This window comes from Streptomyces sp. NPDC001515 (assembly GCF_053597115.1).
In genome coordinates this window covers 68,673-84,976 of record NZ_JBSFHN010000010.1, presented here as the reverse complement: position 1 = coordinate 84,976, position 16,304 = coordinate 68,673, and the positions used below count along the sequence as shown (strand labels likewise).

General features: G+C 71.8%; 19 protein-coding genes. 16 read left to right on the top strand and 3 right to left on the bottom strand.

Going from position 1 to position 16,304, the window contains the following annotated elements; genetic code table 11:
* Positions 1 to 52: 52 nt before the first annotated feature.
* Both ACWCXC_RS13325 and ACWCXC_RS13320 read left to right on the top strand, forming a co-directional pair.
* On the top strand, positions 53 to 349 hold the full coding sequence (locus ACWCXC_RS13325; RefSeq protein ID WP_003965732.1) for a DUF4193 domain-containing protein: 297 nt from the start codon (positions 53 to 55) through the stop codon (positions 347 to 349).
* Positions 350 to 361: 12 nt separating this feature from the next.
* Positions 362 to 1,357 (top strand): hypothetical protein, encoded by a 996-nt coding sequence (locus ACWCXC_RS13320; protein WP_450888700.1) that lies wholly within the window; start codon positions 362 to 364, stop codon positions 1,355 to 1,357.
* Between the two features lie 9 nt (positions 1,358 to 1,366).
* On the opposite strand, the gene ACWCXC_RS13315 is transcribed toward ACWCXC_RS13320, so the two are convergent.
* Positions 1,367 to 1,828, bottom strand: coding sequence for a DUF3093 domain-containing protein (locus tag ACWCXC_RS13315; protein WP_450686170.1), 462 nt, complete (start codon positions 1,826 to 1,828; stop codon positions 1,367 to 1,369).
* A gap of 58 nt (positions 1,829 to 1,886) precedes the next feature.
* Here ACWCXC_RS13315 and ACWCXC_RS13310 point away from each other — a divergent pair, with 58 nt between their 5' ends.
* The 14 genes from ACWCXC_RS13310 (at position 1,887) to ACWCXC_RS13245 (ending at position 14,665) form a co-directional block, all read left to right on the top strand.
* A complete protein-coding gene (locus tag ACWCXC_RS13310) occupies positions 1,887 to 2,471 on the top strand; it encodes a PaaI family thioesterase (RefSeq protein ID WP_450888698.1) in 585 nt (194 codons plus the stop codon).
* Positions 2,471 to 3,004 carry a dUTP diphosphatase gene (dut, locus tag ACWCXC_RS13305; RefSeq protein WP_450685807.1) on the top strand — a complete coding sequence of 178 codons (534 nt, stop codon included), beginning with the start codon at positions 2,471 to 2,473 and terminating at the stop codon, positions 3,002 to 3,004. Before ACWCXC_RS13310 ends, dut begins: the two co-directional genes overlap by 1 nt.
* A gap of 1 nt (position 3,005) precedes the next feature.
* Positions 3,006 to 3,770 carry a DUF3710 domain-containing protein gene (locus ACWCXC_RS13300; protein ID WP_383646319.1) on the top strand — a complete coding sequence of 255 codons (765 nt, stop codon included), beginning with the start codon at positions 3,006 to 3,008 and terminating at the stop codon, positions 3,768 to 3,770.
* A gap of 166 nt (positions 3,771 to 3,936) precedes the next feature.
* Positions 3,937 to 4,110, top strand: a complete 174-nt coding sequence (locus ACWCXC_RS13295) for a hypothetical protein (RefSeq protein ID WP_450888695.1) — start codon at positions 3,937 to 3,939, stop codon at positions 4,108 to 4,110.
* Positions 4,107 to 4,196 carry a K(+)-transporting ATPase subunit F gene (kdpF, locus tag ACWCXC_RS13290; protein ID WP_383646317.1) on the top strand — a complete coding sequence of 30 codons (90 nt, stop codon included), beginning with the start codon at positions 4,107 to 4,109 and terminating at the stop codon, positions 4,194 to 4,196. The genes ACWCXC_RS13295 and kdpF overlap by 4 nt, the downstream gene beginning before the upstream one ends.
* A gap of 6 nt (positions 4,197 to 4,202) precedes the next feature.
* Positions 4,203 to 5,867, top strand: coding sequence for a potassium-transporting ATPase subunit KdpA (kdpA, locus tag ACWCXC_RS13285; RefSeq protein WP_450685809.1), 1,665 nt, complete (start codon positions 4,203 to 4,205; stop codon positions 5,865 to 5,867).
* 26 nt (positions 5,868 to 5,893) lie between these two features.
* Complete coding sequence (gene kdpB / locus ACWCXC_RS13280; protein WP_450888693.1) at positions 5,894 to 7,990, top strand: potassium-transporting ATPase subunit KdpB; 2,097 nt, start codon at positions 5,894 to 5,896, stop codon at positions 7,988 to 7,990.
* A gap of 6 nt (positions 7,991 to 7,996) precedes the next feature.
* Entirely contained in the window at positions 7,997 to 8,674 is a 678-nt protein-coding gene (locus tag ACWCXC_RS13275) for a potassium-transporting ATPase subunit C (RefSeq protein WP_450685811.1), read from the top strand.
* A gap of 114 nt (positions 8,675 to 8,788) precedes the next feature.
* Complete coding sequence (locus ACWCXC_RS13270; RefSeq protein WP_450685812.1) at positions 8,789 to 9,523, top strand: ABC transporter ATP-binding protein; 735 nt, start codon at positions 8,789 to 8,791, stop codon at positions 9,521 to 9,523.
* Between the two features lie 197 nt (positions 9,524 to 9,720).
* Positions 9,721 to 9,891, top strand: coding sequence for a hypothetical protein (locus tag ACWCXC_RS13265; protein ID WP_450888690.1), 171 nt, complete (start codon positions 9,721 to 9,723; stop codon positions 9,889 to 9,891).
* 163 nt (positions 9,892 to 10,054) lie between these two features.
* Positions 10,055 to 12,598: an ATP-binding protein gene (locus tag ACWCXC_RS13260; protein ID WP_450685814.1), complete on the top strand. Its 2,544-nt coding sequence runs from the start codon at positions 10,055 to 10,057 to the stop codon at positions 12,596 to 12,598.
* A gap of 52 nt (positions 12,599 to 12,650) precedes the next feature.
* Complete coding sequence (locus ACWCXC_RS13255) at positions 12,651 to 13,343, top strand: response regulator (RefSeq protein WP_450685815.1); 693 nt, start codon at positions 12,651 to 12,653, stop codon at positions 13,341 to 13,343.
* A 146-nt stretch (positions 13,344 to 13,489) separates the two neighbouring features.
* Positions 13,490 to 13,906, top strand: a complete 417-nt coding sequence (locus ACWCXC_RS13250) for an OB-fold nucleic acid binding domain-containing protein (RefSeq protein WP_450685816.1) — start codon at positions 13,490 to 13,492, stop codon at positions 13,904 to 13,906.
* Between the two features lie 3 nt (positions 13,907 to 13,909).
* Positions 13,910 to 14,665: a DUF3159 domain-containing protein gene (locus ACWCXC_RS13245; RefSeq protein WP_450888687.1), complete on the top strand. Its 756-nt coding sequence runs from the start codon at positions 13,910 to 13,912 to the stop codon at positions 14,663 to 14,665.
* 108 nt (positions 14,666 to 14,773) lie between these two features.
* Here the strand turns inward: ACWCXC_RS13245 and ACWCXC_RS13240 are convergent, their stop codons facing one another.
* Positions 14,774 to 15,454: a potassium channel family protein gene (locus tag ACWCXC_RS13240; protein ID WP_450685620.1), complete on the bottom strand. Its 681-nt coding sequence runs from the start codon at positions 15,452 to 15,454 to the stop codon at positions 14,774 to 14,776.
* Positions 15,454 to 16,122, bottom strand: coding sequence for a potassium channel family protein (locus tag ACWCXC_RS13235; protein ID WP_026242838.1), 669 nt, complete (start codon positions 16,120 to 16,122; stop codon positions 15,454 to 15,456). The genes ACWCXC_RS13240 and ACWCXC_RS13235 overlap by 1 nt, the downstream gene beginning before the upstream one ends.
* Positions 16,123 to 16,304 lie beyond the last annotated feature (182 nt).

Here is a 16,304-nt window from a genome sequence, read left to right as displayed (position 1 = left end):
TCACGCGTTACGTGCGCTGAGACACCGCATACACCCAGAGGGGGAGAGCGACATGGCAACGGATTACGACACCCCACGCAAGACCGACGACGACGTCGACCAGGACAGCCTCGAAGAACTCAAGGCCCGCCGGAGCGACAAGACGGCCTCCGCCGTCGACGTCGACGAATTCGACGCGGCCGAGGGCCTGGAGCTGCCCGGCGCCGATCTGTCCAACGAGGAGCTGGCCGTCCGGGTCCTGCCCAAGCAGGCGGACGAGTTCACCTGCATGAGCTGCTTCCTCGTGCACCACCGCAGTCAGCTGGCCCGCGAGAAGAACGGCCAGCCGATCTGCCGCGACTGCGACTGAGGTCCGGTCGCCGTGACACGGGACTCACCGTTCCGCAAGCGGCGTCGCCGGCGCAGGATCGGAGGGCCGGAGGCGCGAAAGGGCGGTACAGGCCCGGCAGAAGGCACGACAGCCCCTGCCGAGCGGTCCGCCCTGCCACCCGGGCCCGACGAGCGGGACGACGACGGGCGGGGCCTGCCGGCCTCGCTCGAAGCGGTCGAGGCGGCCATCGCCGCGATCGAGGCCGACGCGGCCGACCGGGCCGAACAGGCCGAACGGACGGAGCCCGTGACCGGGGCACGCCGTCTGACATCGGTGAAACGGGGTGTACGCAGGAGCGGGGAGAGTGCGAAGGCGGTGGTCGGCCACATCGCCGATCTGATCATCGACATCGCTCCCCGCGTTCCCGTGCGCGACCTCGACACGTTGCGCGCACAGTTCCCGGGCCTGGGGCCCGATGAGATCGCCGACCGGCTCATCGCCGGCGCGACCAGGGGCACCGCCACCGTCGGCGCCGGAATCGGCGCGGTGGCCATGATGCCCGTACCACCCGCCATGCTCACCGAGCTGGCGGCCGAGATCACCGGCGTGGCCGCGATCGAGATGAAGCTCGTCGCCGAGCTGCACGAGGTCTACGGACAGCGCCCGCCCGGCGGCCTCGGACGGCGCTCCACCGCCTACCTCACGTCTTGGACGGAGGAGCGCGGCATCGACATCGCCCAGCCCATGTCCGTGGACGCGGCACTCGGCGGTCACATGAAGCGCGAACTGCGCCACCAGATCATGAAGCGCACCGTGCGCGACCTGCCGAACCTCATCCCGTTCCTGATCGGCGCGGCCGTCGGCGCGATGATGAACCGCCGCGACACCAGGAAGCTCGCCGAGCGCGTCCGCAAGGACCTGCGCGGCCGGCAGATCCCCTGGGACCGTCTCACCGGGCTGCCACCGCTGGAGCGGCCCGAGACCCCGTACGAGGCCCTTCCCGGGGACGCCGGGTCCACGGGCGGCCCCGGCACCGGGAAGGGCTGAGAAGAGGCGTCAGGCCGCCGGGGCGGCCGCCTTGAGGGCCGCCGCCAGCCGCTGGGGCTGCCGCGTCGACAGATAGACGTACGGCGTGGGGTCCGCCGGATCCGCGACCGTCACGCGCACCGCCGTCGGGATGTAGCTGCGCAGCAGCATGAAGGCCCGGGTGTCCGCCTTGTACGAACGCCAGGCGCGCGCCTCCTCGCCGTCCAGCACCTCGGCCTCGCCGAGCGCCGACAGCGGGATCCGGGCGTCCCCCGCGACCAGGGCGCCGGCCACCACCCGGATCCGGGCGGAGCCGTACGCGCTCACCGCCACCGCCGACAGCGCCGTGCCGCCCGCGAGGCCGGCCAGCAGCGGAAGGGTGCCCAGCGGCAGCAGCATCAGCGCGCACGCGATACCGACCAGAACGGCGATGAACCACCACGAACGGGGTGCGGTGAGCCGTTCGTCGAACGGCGGGGTGGAGGGCTGCATGGATCCAAGCTTGGCACGGCGCGACCTGCGGGGAGCCGCGCGGGTAAGGTCTGCGCCTGTGAGTGGAACATCTGCGGCTCTGACGCCCCCCGCCGACGCGGTGAGACCGGTCCGGCACCCCGAAGCCCCGGCCCCCGGCGAACTGCTCGGCGCGCACTACGAACACTGTTTCGGCTGCGGCGACGGACAGCCGCACGGGCTGCACCTCCAGGCACGCGCCGGAGAGGGCGTCTGCGTCACCGCGGAGTTCACCGTCCAGGCCGCCCACCAGGGCGCTCCCGGCCTCGCCCACGGCGGCGTGCTGGCCACCGCGCTGGACGAGACGCTCGGCTCGCTGAACTGGCTGCTGCGGGTGATCGCGGTGACCGGCCGGCTGGAGACCGACTTCGTCCGCCCCGTGCCCGTCGACACCGTGCTCTTCCTCGACGCGGAGATCACCGCCGTCCACGGCCGCAAGATCTACTCCCGGGCGACCGGCCGGATCGGCGGCCCCGACGGGCCCGTGGCGGTCCGGGCCGAGGCCCTGTTCATCGAGGTCAAGGTCGACCACTTCATCGAGAACGGCCGGCCGGCCGAGATCCGGGCGGCGATGGCCGACCCCGACCAGGTCAAGCGGGCCCGCGCTTTCGAGGTGAACCCCTGATGCGCCACCCCGTCGACGTGCTGATCCGCCGGGTCGACCCGGACGTTCCCCTTCCGTCGTACGGGCACCCCGGGGACGCCGGGGCCGACCTCGTGACGACCGAGGCCGCCGAGCTGGCGCCCGGCGAGCGGACCGTCCTCCCCACCGGGGTTTCGATCGCCCTTCCGGACGGGTACGCCGCGTTCGTGCACCCCCGGTCCGGCCTCGCCGCACGCTGCGGAGTCGCCCTCGTGAATGCCCCGGGGACGGTGGATGCCGGGTACCGTGGAGAGATCAAGGTGATCGTCATCAATCTCGATCCTCGCGAGACCGTGCGGTTCGAGCGGTTCGACCGGATTGCCCAACTGGTCGTGCAGCAGGTCGAGAAGGTGCGCTTCCACGAAGTGACGGAGCTCCCCGGTTCGGCGCGGGCCGAAGGGGGCTTCGGGTCCACCGGCGGTCATGCCGCCGTTGAAGTTGATGGCGTCCGGGGCGGGGTTCCCCAGGGCGGGAACGGCTACGCTTCGGTCGAATCCGACCGGGAAGGACAGTGACGTGTTCGGACGTCGCAAGAACAGTGGTTCCGCCGAGGACACGGCGGACGAGACGCGCGAGGCCGAGCAGGTCGTCGACGAGCAGGGTGACACCGAGGGCGCATCGCGCCGGACGAACCTTCCGCCGGCGCCGCGCCCGGACGGCCCGTGGGACATCGGCGAGGTGTCCAAGCCCGGCGAGGGCCGGGTCGACCTGGGCGGGATCTTCGTTCCCGGGGTCGAGGGCATGGAACTGCGTGTGGAGGTCGCCGGCGACGCGATCGTCGCGGCCACCGTCGTGATGCGCGACAGCGCGATCCAGCTGCAGGCCTTCGCCGCCCCCAAGAAGGAGGGCATCTGGGGCGAGGTCCGCGAGGAGATCGCCGCCGGCATCACCCAGCAGGGCGGCATCATCGACGAGGTCGAGGGCCCGCTGGGCTGGGAGCTGCGCGCGCAGGTCCCCGTACAGCTCCCCGACGGCACGAACGGCGTGCAGCTGGTGCGCTTCGTGGGCGTCGACGGCCCCCGCTGGTTCCTGCGCGGAGTGATCTCCGGCCAGGGCGCCGTGCAGCCGGAGGCCGCGGGCCTGCTGGAGACGATCTTCCGGGACACCGTGGTCGTCCGCGGCGAGGGCCCGATGGCCCCGCGCGACCCGATCGTCCTCAAGCTCCCCAACGACGCCCAGATGGTGCCCGAGGGCGTCCAGCAGGAGGAGCAGGAGGGGTCCCGCTTCTCCGGCGGCATGGCCGGCCTCCAGCGCGGTCCCGAGATCACCGAGGTGCGCTGACCCGCACCCCTCGGCCCAGGCCGGTGGCCCGTACCCCCTCGTGGGGCGCGGGCCACCGGCCTTTCGCATGCCCGGGGAGCGGACCGGGGGAGTGGCGCGCGGGGGCGTGCGTATGGGGCGCGTATCGGGCACGTACGGACGCCGTCAAGGGCGCGCGCTTCTCCGTATGGAAGACATCAACGCAGGTCACGGCGGGGCCGGCGGGAGGTTTGCTCAGGGGGTCCCCATCCTCCGCACCTCAATCCGGGAGCATCCGATGGCCGATCTGGCCTTCGTCGTCACCACGATCGCGGTCTTCGCGCTGGTGGCACTCGTCGCCAAGGGGGTGGCGAAGCTGTGAGCGCAGAGAACGTGGTCGGTCTCGTCGTCGCCGTGGCCCTGCTGGGCTATCTCGTCCTCGCCCTTCTGTATCCGGAGAGGTTCTAGCCCGATATGAGCCCCGTCCTCGCAGCCGTGCTCCAACTGCTCGCGCTGCTCGCGGCCCTGGCCCTGGCGTACCGCCCGCTCGGTGACCACATGGCCCGCGTCTACACCTCCACCCGCCATCTGCGGGTCGAGCGCTGGATCTACCGGGCCGTCGGCGCCGATCCGGACACCCGGATGCGCTGGCCCGCCTACCTCCGCGGCGTCCTCGCCTTCTCCGCCGTGAGCGTCCTGTTCCTGTACCTGATGCAGCGGCTCCAGGGCGCGCTGCCCGGGTCGCTCGGCTTCTCCTCGATCGACCCGGACCAGGCGTTCAACACCGCCGCCTCCTTCGTCGCGAACACCAACTGGCAGTCGTACTACGGCGAACAGGCCATGGGCCACGTCGTGCAGACCGGCGGCCTCGCGGTGCAGAACTTCGTCTCGGCCGCCGTCGGCATCGCCGTGGCCGTGGCGCTCGTGAGGGGCTTCGCCGCCACGCGCGGCGGCGAACTCGGCAACTTCTGGGCCGATCTGGTGCGCGGCACGGTCCGCGTGCTGCTGCCCATCGCGGTGGTCGGCGCACTCGTGCTGGTGGCCTGCGGAGCGATCCAGAACTTCGCCGGCATCCACGAGGTCGGGCAGTTCACGGGCGGCTCGCAGCAGTGGAACGGCGGCGCGGTCGCCTCCCAGGAGGTCATCAAGGAGCTGGGCACCAACGGCGGCGGCTACTTCAACGCCAACTCCGCCCACCCCTTCGAGAACCCCAACGGGCTCTCCAACCTCTTCGAGATCTTCCTCATCCTCGTCATCCCCTTCGCCCTCACCCGGACCTTCGGCCGCATGGTCGGCTCCCTCAAGCAGGGCTACGCGATCCTCGCCACGATGGGCGTCATCTGGCTCGGTTTCTCCGCGCTGATGATGTGGACCGAGTTCTCCCACCACGGGCCCGCCTTCGAGATCGCCGGCGGGGCCATGGAGGGCAAGGAGAACCGCTTCGGCGTCGGCGGGTCGTCCCTCTTCGCCGTGGCCACGACACTGACCTCGACGGGCGCGGTGAACTCCTTCCACTCCTCGTTCACCGGCCTCGGCGGCGGCATCACCATGCTCGGGATGCAGCTCGGCGAGATCGCCCCCGGAGGCACCGGCTCCGGCCTCTACGGGATGCTGATCATGGCGGTCGTCGCGGTGTTCATCGCCGGACTGATGGTCGGACGCACCCCCGAATACCTCGGCAAGAAGATCGGCACCCGGCAGATCAAGCTCGCCGCCTGCTACCTCCTGGTCACCCCGGCCCTGGTGCTCGGCTTCACCGCCGCCGCGCTGGCCCTGCCCACCCCGCCGCACTCCATGACGAACACCGGCGCGCACGGCTTCTCCGAGATCCTGTACGCCTACACCTCCGGCGCCAACAACAACGGCTCCGCCTTCGCCGGCCTCAACGCCGACACCCAGTGGTTCAACACCACGATCGGCCTCGCGATGCTGCTGGGCCGTTTCCTGCCCATGGTGTTCGTCCTCGCGCTCGCCGGTTCGCTGGCCGAGCAGCGGCCCGTACCGGCGACCGTCGGCACGCTCGGCACCCACCGCCCGCTGTTCAGCGGGGTGCTCGGCGCCACCGTCGTGATCGTCGCCGGTCTGACCTACTTCCCCGCCCTCGCCCTGGGGCCGCTGGCCGAGGGGCTGGCGTCATGACCCTCCGTACGAAACAGGAACCCACCATGTCCGTCACCACGCCGGCCCGCGCACCGCACCGCGACACGGCGGCCGGGCCCGGACCCGAAGGGCGCGTCGGCGCCGGGGCGTTCGATCCCCGGATGCTGGTCGCGGCCCTCCCGGACGCGATACGCAAGCTGGACCCCCGGGTGATGGTGAAGGCGCCGGTGATGTTCGTCGTGCTGATCGGTTCGGTGCTCACCACCGTGCTGGCCGCACTGGATCCGACCGACTGGTTCGGCTGGGCGATCACCGCCTGGCTCTGGCTGACCACGGTCTTCGCCAATCTGGCCGAGGCCGTCGCCGAGGGCCGGGGCAAGGCCCAGGCGGACACCCTGCGCCGGGCCAGGACCGACACCGTCGCCCGCCGCGTCACCGCGGGCGGTGAGGAGCCGGTCGCCGGAACAGATCTGCGCGTCGGCGACCTCGTCGTCTGCGAGACCGGTGACGTCATCCCCGGCGACGGCGATGTCGTGGAGGGCGTGGCCAGCGTCGACGAGTCCGCCATCACCGGCGAGTCGGCCCCGGTCATCCGCGAGTCGGGCGGCGACCGCAGCGCCGTCACCGGCGGGACGAAGGTGCTCTCCGACCGGATCGTCGTCCGGATCACCACCAAACCCGGCGAGACGTTCATCGATCGCATGATCGCCCTGGTCGAGGGCGCCGCCCGGCAGAAGACGCCCAACGAGATCGCCCTGAACATCCTGCTGGCCTCCCTCACCGTCGTCTTCCTGCTGGCTGTCGTCACCCTCCAGCCCTTCGCGGTCTACGCCGGCAGTGAGCAGTCCATGATCGTGCTGGACGCCCTGCTGGTCTGCCTGATCCCGACCACCATCGGCGCGCTGCTCTCCGCGATCGGCATCGCCGGCATGGACCGGCTGGTGCAGCGCAACGTGCTCGCCATGTCCGGGCGCGCCGTCGAGGCCGCCGGCGACGTGTCGACGCTGCTGCTCGACAAGACCGGCACCATCACCCTGGGCAACCGGCAGGCGGCCGAGTTCCTGCCGGTGGCCGGGATCACGGAGGACGAACTCGCGGACGCCGCCCGGCTCTCCTCGCTCGCCGACGAGACGCCGGAGGGCCGGTCGGTGGTGGTGCTCGCCGAGGAGCGGTACGGGCTGCGCGGGCGCACCCGGGGCGAACTGCCCGGCGCGCAGTGGGTGGACTTCACCGCCCAGACCCGGATGTCGGGCGTGGACCTGGACGGCCGCCGCATTCGCAAGGGGGCGGCCGGATCGGTGGTGGCCTGGGTGCGGGAGCGGGGCGGCACGGTCTCCCCGGACGCCGAGGCGCTCGCCGGCCGCATCGCCCGCGCCGGCGGCACCCCGCTGCTGGTGGCCGGCGAGGACGGGCGCGGGGCCCGGATCCTGGGCGTCGTCCACCTCAAGGACGTCGTCAAGGACGGCATGCGGGAACGCTTCGCCGAGCTGCGCCGCATGGGCATCCGTACGGTCATGATCACCGGCGACAACCCGCTGACCGCGAAGGCCATCGCCGAGGAGGCCGGCGTCGACGACTTCCTCGCCGAGGCCACCCCCGAGGACAAGATGGCCCTGATCAAACGGGAGCAGTCCGGCGGCGGACTCGTCGCGATGACCGGGGACGGCACCAACGACGCCCCGGCGCTCGCCCAGGCCGATGTCGGGGTGGCCATGAACACCGGCACCTCGGCCGCCAAGGAGGCCGGGAACATGGTGGACCTGGACTCCGACCCCACCAAGCTCATCGAGATCGTCGAGATCGGCAAACAGCTCCTGATCACCCGGGGCGCGCTGACCACGTTCTCCATCGCCAACGACGTCGCGAAGTACTTCGCGATCATCCCCGCGATGTTCGCGGCGGTCTACCCGGGCCTGGAGACCCTCAACATCATGGATCTGGCCTCGCCGCGCTCCGCGATCCTCTCCGCGGTGATCTTCAACGCGCTGATCATCGTGGCGCTGGTCCCGCTCGCCCTCAAGGGCGTCCGCTACCGGCCCAGCGGGGCGGACGCGATGCTCCGCCGCAATCTCGGCGTCTACGGACTCGGCGGCCTGATCGCCCCGTTCATCGGCATCAAGATCATCGACCTGCTCATCTCCCTCATCCCCGGGATCGGCTGAACCCTCATGAACACCTCACTCGGCACCACCGCCCGGCAGCTCGGGGCCGCGCTGCGCGCCCTGCTCGTCCTCACCCTGGTCTGCGGAGTCCTCTACCCGCTCGTCGTCACGGGCGTCGCCCAGGGACTCATGCCGGGCCGGGCGAACGGCTCCGAGATCACCGCCGACGGCCGGACCGTCGGCTCGGAACTCATCGGGCAGCGCTACGACCTGCCCCCGAAGGAGGGCGAGGACACCGCCGCCCCCGATCTGCGCTGGTTCCAGCCCCGGCCCTCCAACGGGCTGGGCACCAACAGCGTCAACACGCGCTACTCCCTGATCCTCTCCGGAGCCACCAACCGCTCCGGCGACAACAAGGAGCTGATCGACTGGGTCACCGCCGCCAAGGCCGCCGTCGTCGAGGACAACTCCGTCCCCGGCCATCCGGTCGACCCCTCCGACGTCCCGGCCGACGCCGTCACCTCCTCCGGTTCCGGCCTCGACCCCGACATCTCCCCGGCCTACGCACGCCTCCAGGTCCAGCGCGTCGCCCTGCGCAACCACCTCGACCCCGCGCGCGTGGAACAGCTCGTCGCGCACCACACCGACGGCCGGATCCTCGGCTTCGTCGGGGAGCCCCGCGTCAACGTACTGCGGCTCAACATCGCGCTGCGGCAGCTCGTGGAGGGCGCGCGCACGCCCTGACCGGCCCGGACGTCCCGGGGCGGGCCCCTCGCGGACCCGCCCCGGGCATTGCCCGTCCCCGTGTCGCGTGCCCATACTGGCGGCCGACGGACCGAGGACCCACGGGGGAGCGACATGACCGAGACAAGCGCCGCGCCGGACAACGGAGCGGGAGGCGGCACGGCCGTCGCCGAGACCCCCATGGTCCGAATCGAGGACCTGCACCGGTCGTACGGCTCCGGTGCGGGCGCCGTGCACGCGCTGCGCGGCGTCTCCTTCGACGTCCCGCGCGGCGAACTGGTCGCCCTCAAGGGCCGCTCGGGCTCCGGCAAGACGACCCTGCTCAACCTCGTCGGCGGCCTGGACACCCCCGACGGCGGCCGGATCACCGTGGACGGCACCGACCTCTCCACGCTCGGCGAGAACGGGCTGCTGGAACTGCGCCGCGACCGGATCGGCTTCATCTTCCAGTCCTTCGGCCTGATCCCGATCCTGACCGCCGCCGAGAACGTCGGCGTCCCGCTCCGGCTGCGCAAGGCCGACCCGCGCGAGCGCGAGGAGCGGGTCTCGCTGATGCTCTCCCTGGTCGGCCTCGCCGACCACGCCGCCCAGCGCCCCGGCGAACTCTCCGGCGGCCAGCAGCAGCGCGTCGCCATCGCCCGCGCTCTCGCCAACCGCCCCGCCCTCCTGATCGCCGACGAACCGACCGGCCAGCTCGACCAGGAGACCGGTCTCGCCGTCATGGAACTGCTGCGCGCCGTGGTGCGCAGCGAGGGCGTCACCGCCCTCGTCGCCACCCACGACGCCCAGCTGCTCGGCCTCGCCGACCGGGTGCTGGAGCTGAGCGACGGGCACATCATCGAGCACTGAGCCGGCGGTCACGGGGGCGTCCCGGCGGCGACCTCCTTCAAGCACGCCCCGCCCGCCGGAGCGGCGCCGGCCGGGCCGGTCGACGAGGCCGTCGCCCGGCTGCGACGCGACCCCGCGAGGCGCTCGGCGGCGAGCCGCCGGAACCGGGCCCGGAGGAGCGCGCCGCCTGGCTCGCCCGGCTCACCGGGGTCGCCTTCGTGTCGGACGGCTCGCTGCCCTTCCGCGACAGCGTCGACCACGCCCACCGCCACGGTGTGACCTGTGTCGCGGAACCCGGCGGACCGATCCGCTCCGACGAGGTCGCGAAGGCGTGCCGCGCCCACACAATCGCCCTGGCCGGGACGGGCCTGCGCCACTTCCACCACTGACGACGGCCGTGGCGACGGTGGCATCAGAGTTGTGTCAAGACGGGCCACCGCCCCACCCCGCGCCCGATATGCCGGATATCCACGGGGTATTTTCGACAGTGGCCGCCGCACGGCGGCCACCGGTCCCACTGGTGGCGACCGGGACCGGGAAGACAATGGGGCCATGGGGCGCGGCAAACTTCGGATCTACCTCGGTGCGGCACCGGGCGTCGGCAAGACGTACGCGATGCTCTCCGAGGCACACCGCCGGGTCGAGCGGGGCACCGACTGCGTCATCGGCTTCGTCGAGCACCACGACCGCCCGCGCACCGAGGTCATGCTGCACGGCCTGGAGGAGGTCCGGCGCCGCGAGATCGAGTACCGCTCCGCCGTCTTCACGGAGATGGACGTCGACGCCGTACTGGAACGCGCCCCGGCCGTCGCCCTCGTCGACGAACTCGCCCACACCAACGTCCCCGGCTCCCGCAACGCCAAGCGCTGGCAGGACGTCGAGGAACTCCTCCAGGCCGGCATCGACGTGGTGTCGACCGTCAACATCCAGCATCTGGAGTCCCTCGGCGACGTCGTCGAGTCCATAACCGGCGTACGCCAGCGCGAGACCGTCCCCGACGAGGTGGTCCGCCGCGCCGACCAGCTCGAACTGGTCGACATGTCGCCCCAGGCCCTGCGCCGCCGCATGGCCCACGGCAACATCTACAAGCCCGACCGGATCGACGCCTCGCTCTCCAACTACTTCCGCCCCGGCAACCTCACCGCCCTGCGCGAGCTGGCCCTCCTCTGGGTCGCCGACCGGGTCGACGAATACCTCCAGCAGTACCGGGGCGAGCACAACATCCGCACCACCTGGCAGGCCCGCGAACGCATCGTCGTCGGGCTCACCGGAGGCCCCGAGGGCCGCACCCTCATCCGCCGCGCCGCCCGGATGGCCGCCAAGGGCTCGGGCAGCGAGATCCTCGCCGTCTACGTCGCCCGCAGCGACGGACTGACCTCCGCCTCGCCCAAGGAACTGACCGTCCAGCGCACCCTCGTCGAGGACCTGGGCGGCACCTTCCACCACGTCATCGGCGACGACATACCCTCCGCGCTCCTCGAATTCGCCCGGGGCGTCAACGCCACCCAGATCGTCCTCGGCTCCAGCCGCCGCAAGACCTGGCAGTACATCTACGGACCCGGCGTCGGCGCCACCGTCGCCCGCGAGTCCGGCACCGACCTGGACGTCCACATCGTCACCCACGACGAGGTCGCCAAGGGCCGGGGCCTGCCCATGGCCCGGGGCGCCCGGCTCGGCCGGGCCCGCATCATCTGGGGCTGGTTCGTGGGCGTCGGGGGACCGGCCCTGCTCGCCCTGCTGCTCAAGGGCCTGGAGAACGGCCCGGGGCTCGCCAACGACGTCCTGCTCTTCCTCTTCATGACCGTGGCCGCGGCCCTCCTCGGCGGACTGCGGCCCGCCCTCGCCTCGGCCGCCGTGGGCTCGCTGCTGCTGAACTACTGGTTCACCCCGCCCACCCACACCCTGACCGTGCAGGACCCCGAGAACTTCGTCGCCATCGTGATCTTCTTCGCGGTGGCGGTCGCGGTGGCCTCCGTGGTGGATCTGGCGGCCCGCCGCACCCATCAGGCCGCCCGGCTGCGCGCCGAGTCCGAGATCCTCTCCTTCCTGGCCGGCAGCGTGCTGCGCGGCGAGACCACCCTGGCCGCGCTGCTGGACCGGGTTCGCGAGACCTTCGGCATGGAGTCCGTCGCGCTGCTGGAGCGCACCAGCGACGTCGAGCCGTGGACCTGCGCGGGAAGCGTCGGCCCGGCGCCCGTGACCCGACCCGAGGAGGCCGACGCGGACATGCCCGTCGGCGACCACATGGCCCTCGCGCTCTCCGGCCGGGTGCTGCCCGCCGAGGACCGCCGGGTGCTCGGCGCCTTCGCCGCCCAGGCGGCCGTCGTCCTCGACCGCCAGCGGCTGGTCGACGAGGCGGAGGAGGCCCGCAGACTCGCCGAGGGCAACCGGATCAGAACCGCCCTGCTGGCCGCCGTCAGCCACGATCTGCGCACCCCGTTGGCCGCCATCAAGGCCGCCGTCAGCTCCCTGCGCTCCGACGACGTCGCCTGGTCCGAGGACGACGAGGCGGAGCTCCTCGAGGGCATCGAGGCCGGTGCCGACCGCCTCGACCACCTCGTCGGCAACCTCCTCGACATGTCCCGCCTCCAGACCGGCACCGTGACCCCGCTGATCCGCGAGATCGACCTCGACGAGGTGGTGCCCATGGCCCTGGGCGGCGTCCCCGAGGACAGCGTCGAGCTGGACATCCCCGAGACGCTGCCGATGGTGGCCGTCGACCCCGGACTGCTGGAGCGGGCCGTTGCCAACGTCGTCGAGAACGCGGTCAAGTACAGCCCCGAGGGCGAGCGGGTCACCGTGGCCGCCAGCGCGCTCGCCGACCGCGTCGAACTCCGCGTCGCCGACCGCGGCCGCGGTGTCCCCGACGAGGCCAAGGAACGCATCTTCGAGCCCTTCCAGCGCTACGGGGACGCCCCGCGCGGCGCCGGCGTGGGCCTCGGCCTCGCCGTGGCGCGCGGCTTCACCGAGTCCATGGGCGGCACGCTCGACGCGGAGGACACCCCCGGCGGCGGCCTCACCATGGTCCTGACCCTCAAGGCGGCCCCCGGGCACGCCCCGGTCGGCCCCGGCCTGCCCGCCCGGGTCACCTCATGAACCGCGGGACGCTCCGTGCCCCGCGTACACACGGCAGAAAGGCAGGACCCCGATGACCCGGGTGCTCGTGGTCGACGACGAGCCGCAGATCGTGCGCGCCCTCGTGATCAACCTCAAGGCGCGCAAGTACGAGGTGGACGCGGCGCCGGACGGGGCCACCGCGCTCCAGCTGGCCGCCGCCCGCCACCCCGACGTCGTCGTGCTGGACCTGGGCCTGCCCGACATGGACGGCGTCGAGGTGATCCGGGGCCTGCGCGGCTGGACCCGGGTGCCGATCCTCGTCCTCTCGGCCCGGCACACCTCCGACGAGAAGGTAGAGGCGCTGGACGCGGGCGCCGACGACTACGTCACCAAGCCGTTCGGCATGGACGAGCTGCTGGCCCGGCTGCGCGCCTCGGTGCGGCGCGCCGAGCCCGTCGGCCAGGACGGCGGCGACGAGGTGGTGCTCGTGGAGACCGAGGGCTTCACCGTCGACCTCGCCGCCAAGAAGGTGCACCGCGCGGGCCGCGACGTACGGCTCACCCCGACCGAATGGCATCTGCTGGAGGTCCTGGTCCGCAACAGCGGCCGCCTGGTCAGCCAGAAGCAGCTGCTCCAGGAGGTCTGGGGGCCCTCGTACGGCACCGAGACCAACTACCTGCGGGTCTACATGGCCCAGCTGCGCCGCAAGCTGGAGGCCGACCCCTCGCACCCCCGCCACTTCGTCACCGAACCGGGAATGGGCTACCGCTTCGAGAAGGCCTGAGTCCCGCCGTGCGGGGGCAGCGGCGGCCCGGCCCCGGCCCCGCCCGCACGGGTGAACCGGTGGCGTGAGCGGAGCCACGCGGATCATCCGTTCGAGTGAGACGGTGGCCACCTGCCCGGGCCGCGGGGGACCGGTACCCTTCGGGTATGAGTGCTGTTCCTCGATTCGAGAAGTCCCCGAAGGCCGAGCGGCCGACCGGGCGCTTCCGGCGGATGCTCGACCGCCTCTCCAGCTCCCAGGAGGACCTGGAGTGCGAGGAGCTGGAGGAGGACGCGCAGGCGTCGGGATGCACCCGCATCTCCGAGTGCACCGACCGCCAGATCGTGAAGGTCACTGGTACCTTGCGGACGGTCACCCTGCGACCGCGCGCCGGAGTCCCCGCCCTGGAGGCGGAGCTCTTCGACGGCACCGCGCCGCTCGACGTGGTCTGGCTCGGCCGCCGCTCCATCGTGGGCATAGAGCCGGGCCGCAAGCTCATCGCCTCCGGCCGCATCGCCATGAGCCACGGGCGCCGGGTGCTGTTCAACCCCAAATACGAACTCCGACCGCTCGGCAAGGAGTAGCCGGTGACGTCTCTCGACAAGCCGACGTCCGACACGGACCGCACGACCGACCAGCAGGAGGCCGACGCGAAGGCCGTCACCGAGGCCGCGCTCTTCGAGGCCTTCGGCGGCGTGCGCGGCATGGTGGAGACGGTCCTGCCCGGACTCCTCTTCGTCACGATCTTCACCATCGACAAGAACCTCACGAACTCGGCCATCGCGGCCGTCGCCGTGTCGCTGGTGCTCGTGGCCGTCCGGCTGATCCGCAAGGACACCGTCAAGCACGCCTTCAGCGGTGTCTTCGGCGTCGCCTTCGGCGTGGTCTTCGCCAAGATGACCGGCAACGCCAAGGACTTCTACCTCCCGGGCATGCTCTACACCCTGGGCCTGGCCCTCGCCTACCTGGTCACCGCCCTCGCGGGCGTCCCCCTCATCGGCCTCATCCTGGGCCCGGTGTTCAAGGAGAACCTCTCCTGGCGCACCCGCAACCCCGGCCGCAAAACTGCGTACACCAAGGCCAGCTACGCGTGGGGGCTGATCCTCCTCGCCAAGTGCGCGATCCTCTTCCCGCTGTACTGGTGGGCCGACACCACCCAGTTCGGCTGGGTCCTGGTCGCCCTGAAGATCCCGCCGTTCCTGCTCGCCGTCTACCTCACCTGGGTCTTCCTGGCGAAGGCCCCGCCGCCCATCGACGTCTTCGCCGAGATGGAGGCCGAGGAGCAGGCCGAGAAGGCCCGCAAGGCGGCCGCCGCCGAGACGGCCCGCGGCCAGGAACTCTGATCCGTTCGCCCGTATGTGAGGGGCCCGGCACCGCCATGGCGGTGCCGAGCCCCTCACATACGGGCCGGCGAACGTGACGCGCTCGCCGGCCCCTCGTGTACGCGCCGCTCAGTCCTCCGGGTGGTCGCCCCGGCGCACCGACAGCAGGTCCTCCAACTGCTCCTCACGGGCCTGGGCCGCCACGAACAGCAGCTCGTCACCCGCCTCCAGGGTCTCCTCCGTGCTGGGCGTCAGCACCCGCTGACCGCGGATGATCGTGACCAGCGAGGTGTCCTCGGGCCACGCGACCGCCCCGACCTGCGTCCCCGCCAGCGCCGACTCCGGCGGCAGGGTCAGCTCGACCAGGTTCGCGTCGCCGTGGCTGAAGCGCAGCAGCCGGACCAGATCGCCGACGCTCACCGCCTCCTCGACCAGGGCCGACATCAGACGCGGCGTGGAGACCGCCACGTCCACGCCCCATGCCTCGTTGAACAGCCACTCGTTCTTCGGGTTGTTCACCCGGGCGACGACCCTCGGAACGCCGTACTCCGTCTTGGCGAGCAGCGAGACGACCAGGTTCACCTTGTCGTCGCCGGTCGCCGCGATCACGACGTTGCAGCGCTGCAGCGCGGCCTCGTCCAGCGAGGTGATCTCACAGGCGTCCGCCAGCAGCCACTCGGCCATCGGCACCCGCTCCACCGAGATGGCGGTCGGCGCCTTGTCCACGAGCAGCACCTCGTGACCGTTCTCCAACAGCTCGCCCGCGATGGAACGACCCACCGCGCCGGCCCCGGCAATCGCGACACGCATCAGTGACCGCCCTCCTCGGGGCCCTCGGCGAAGGCCGCCTCGACCTTCGCGATCTCGTCCGTACGCATCATCACGTGGACGAGGTCGCCCTCCTGCAGCACCGTCTGCGACGACGGCAGGATCGCCTCGCCCAGACGGGTGAGGAAGGCCACGCGCACGCCCGTCTCCTCCTGGAGCGTGCTGATCTTGTGGCCGATCCACGACGGCGTCGTGTGCACCTCCGCGAGCTGCACCCCACCGCTCGGATCGCGCCACAGCGGCTCCGCGCCCGAGGGCAGCAGCCGGCGCAGCATCTGGTCCGCAGTCCACCGCACGGTGGCGACCGTGGGGATGCCGAGGCGCTGGTAGACCTCGGCGCGCCGGGGATCGTAGATCCGGGCCGCGACGTTCTCGATGCCGAACATCTCGCGCGCCACCCGGGCGGCGATGATGTTCGAGTTGTCGCCGCTGCTCACGGCCGCGAACGCGCCGGCCTCCTCGATGCCCGCCTCGCGCAGCGTGTCCTGGTCGAAGCCCACGCCCGTGACCCGCCGGCCGCCGAAACCGGAGCCCAGGCGCCGGAACGCCGTGGGGTCCTGGTCGATCACGGCGACCGTGTGCCCCTGCTGCTCCAGGGTCTGCGCGAGAGCGGCTCCCACGCGCCCGCAGCCCATGATGACGATGTGCACCTTGCGCCTACCTCGCAGTCCTGGTCGTCCGGCTGACCTGCGAAAACACCCTGCTCACACTCTTTCCTCGGCTGGCCGGGCAAACAATGGGGCAACGGTTTCGTGCCGTTGCCCAGGATGAGCTTATGCGGCCCGGGGTGCGTTGCCTCATTCGAGTCTGGCCATGGCGCCGCCCGTGTGGC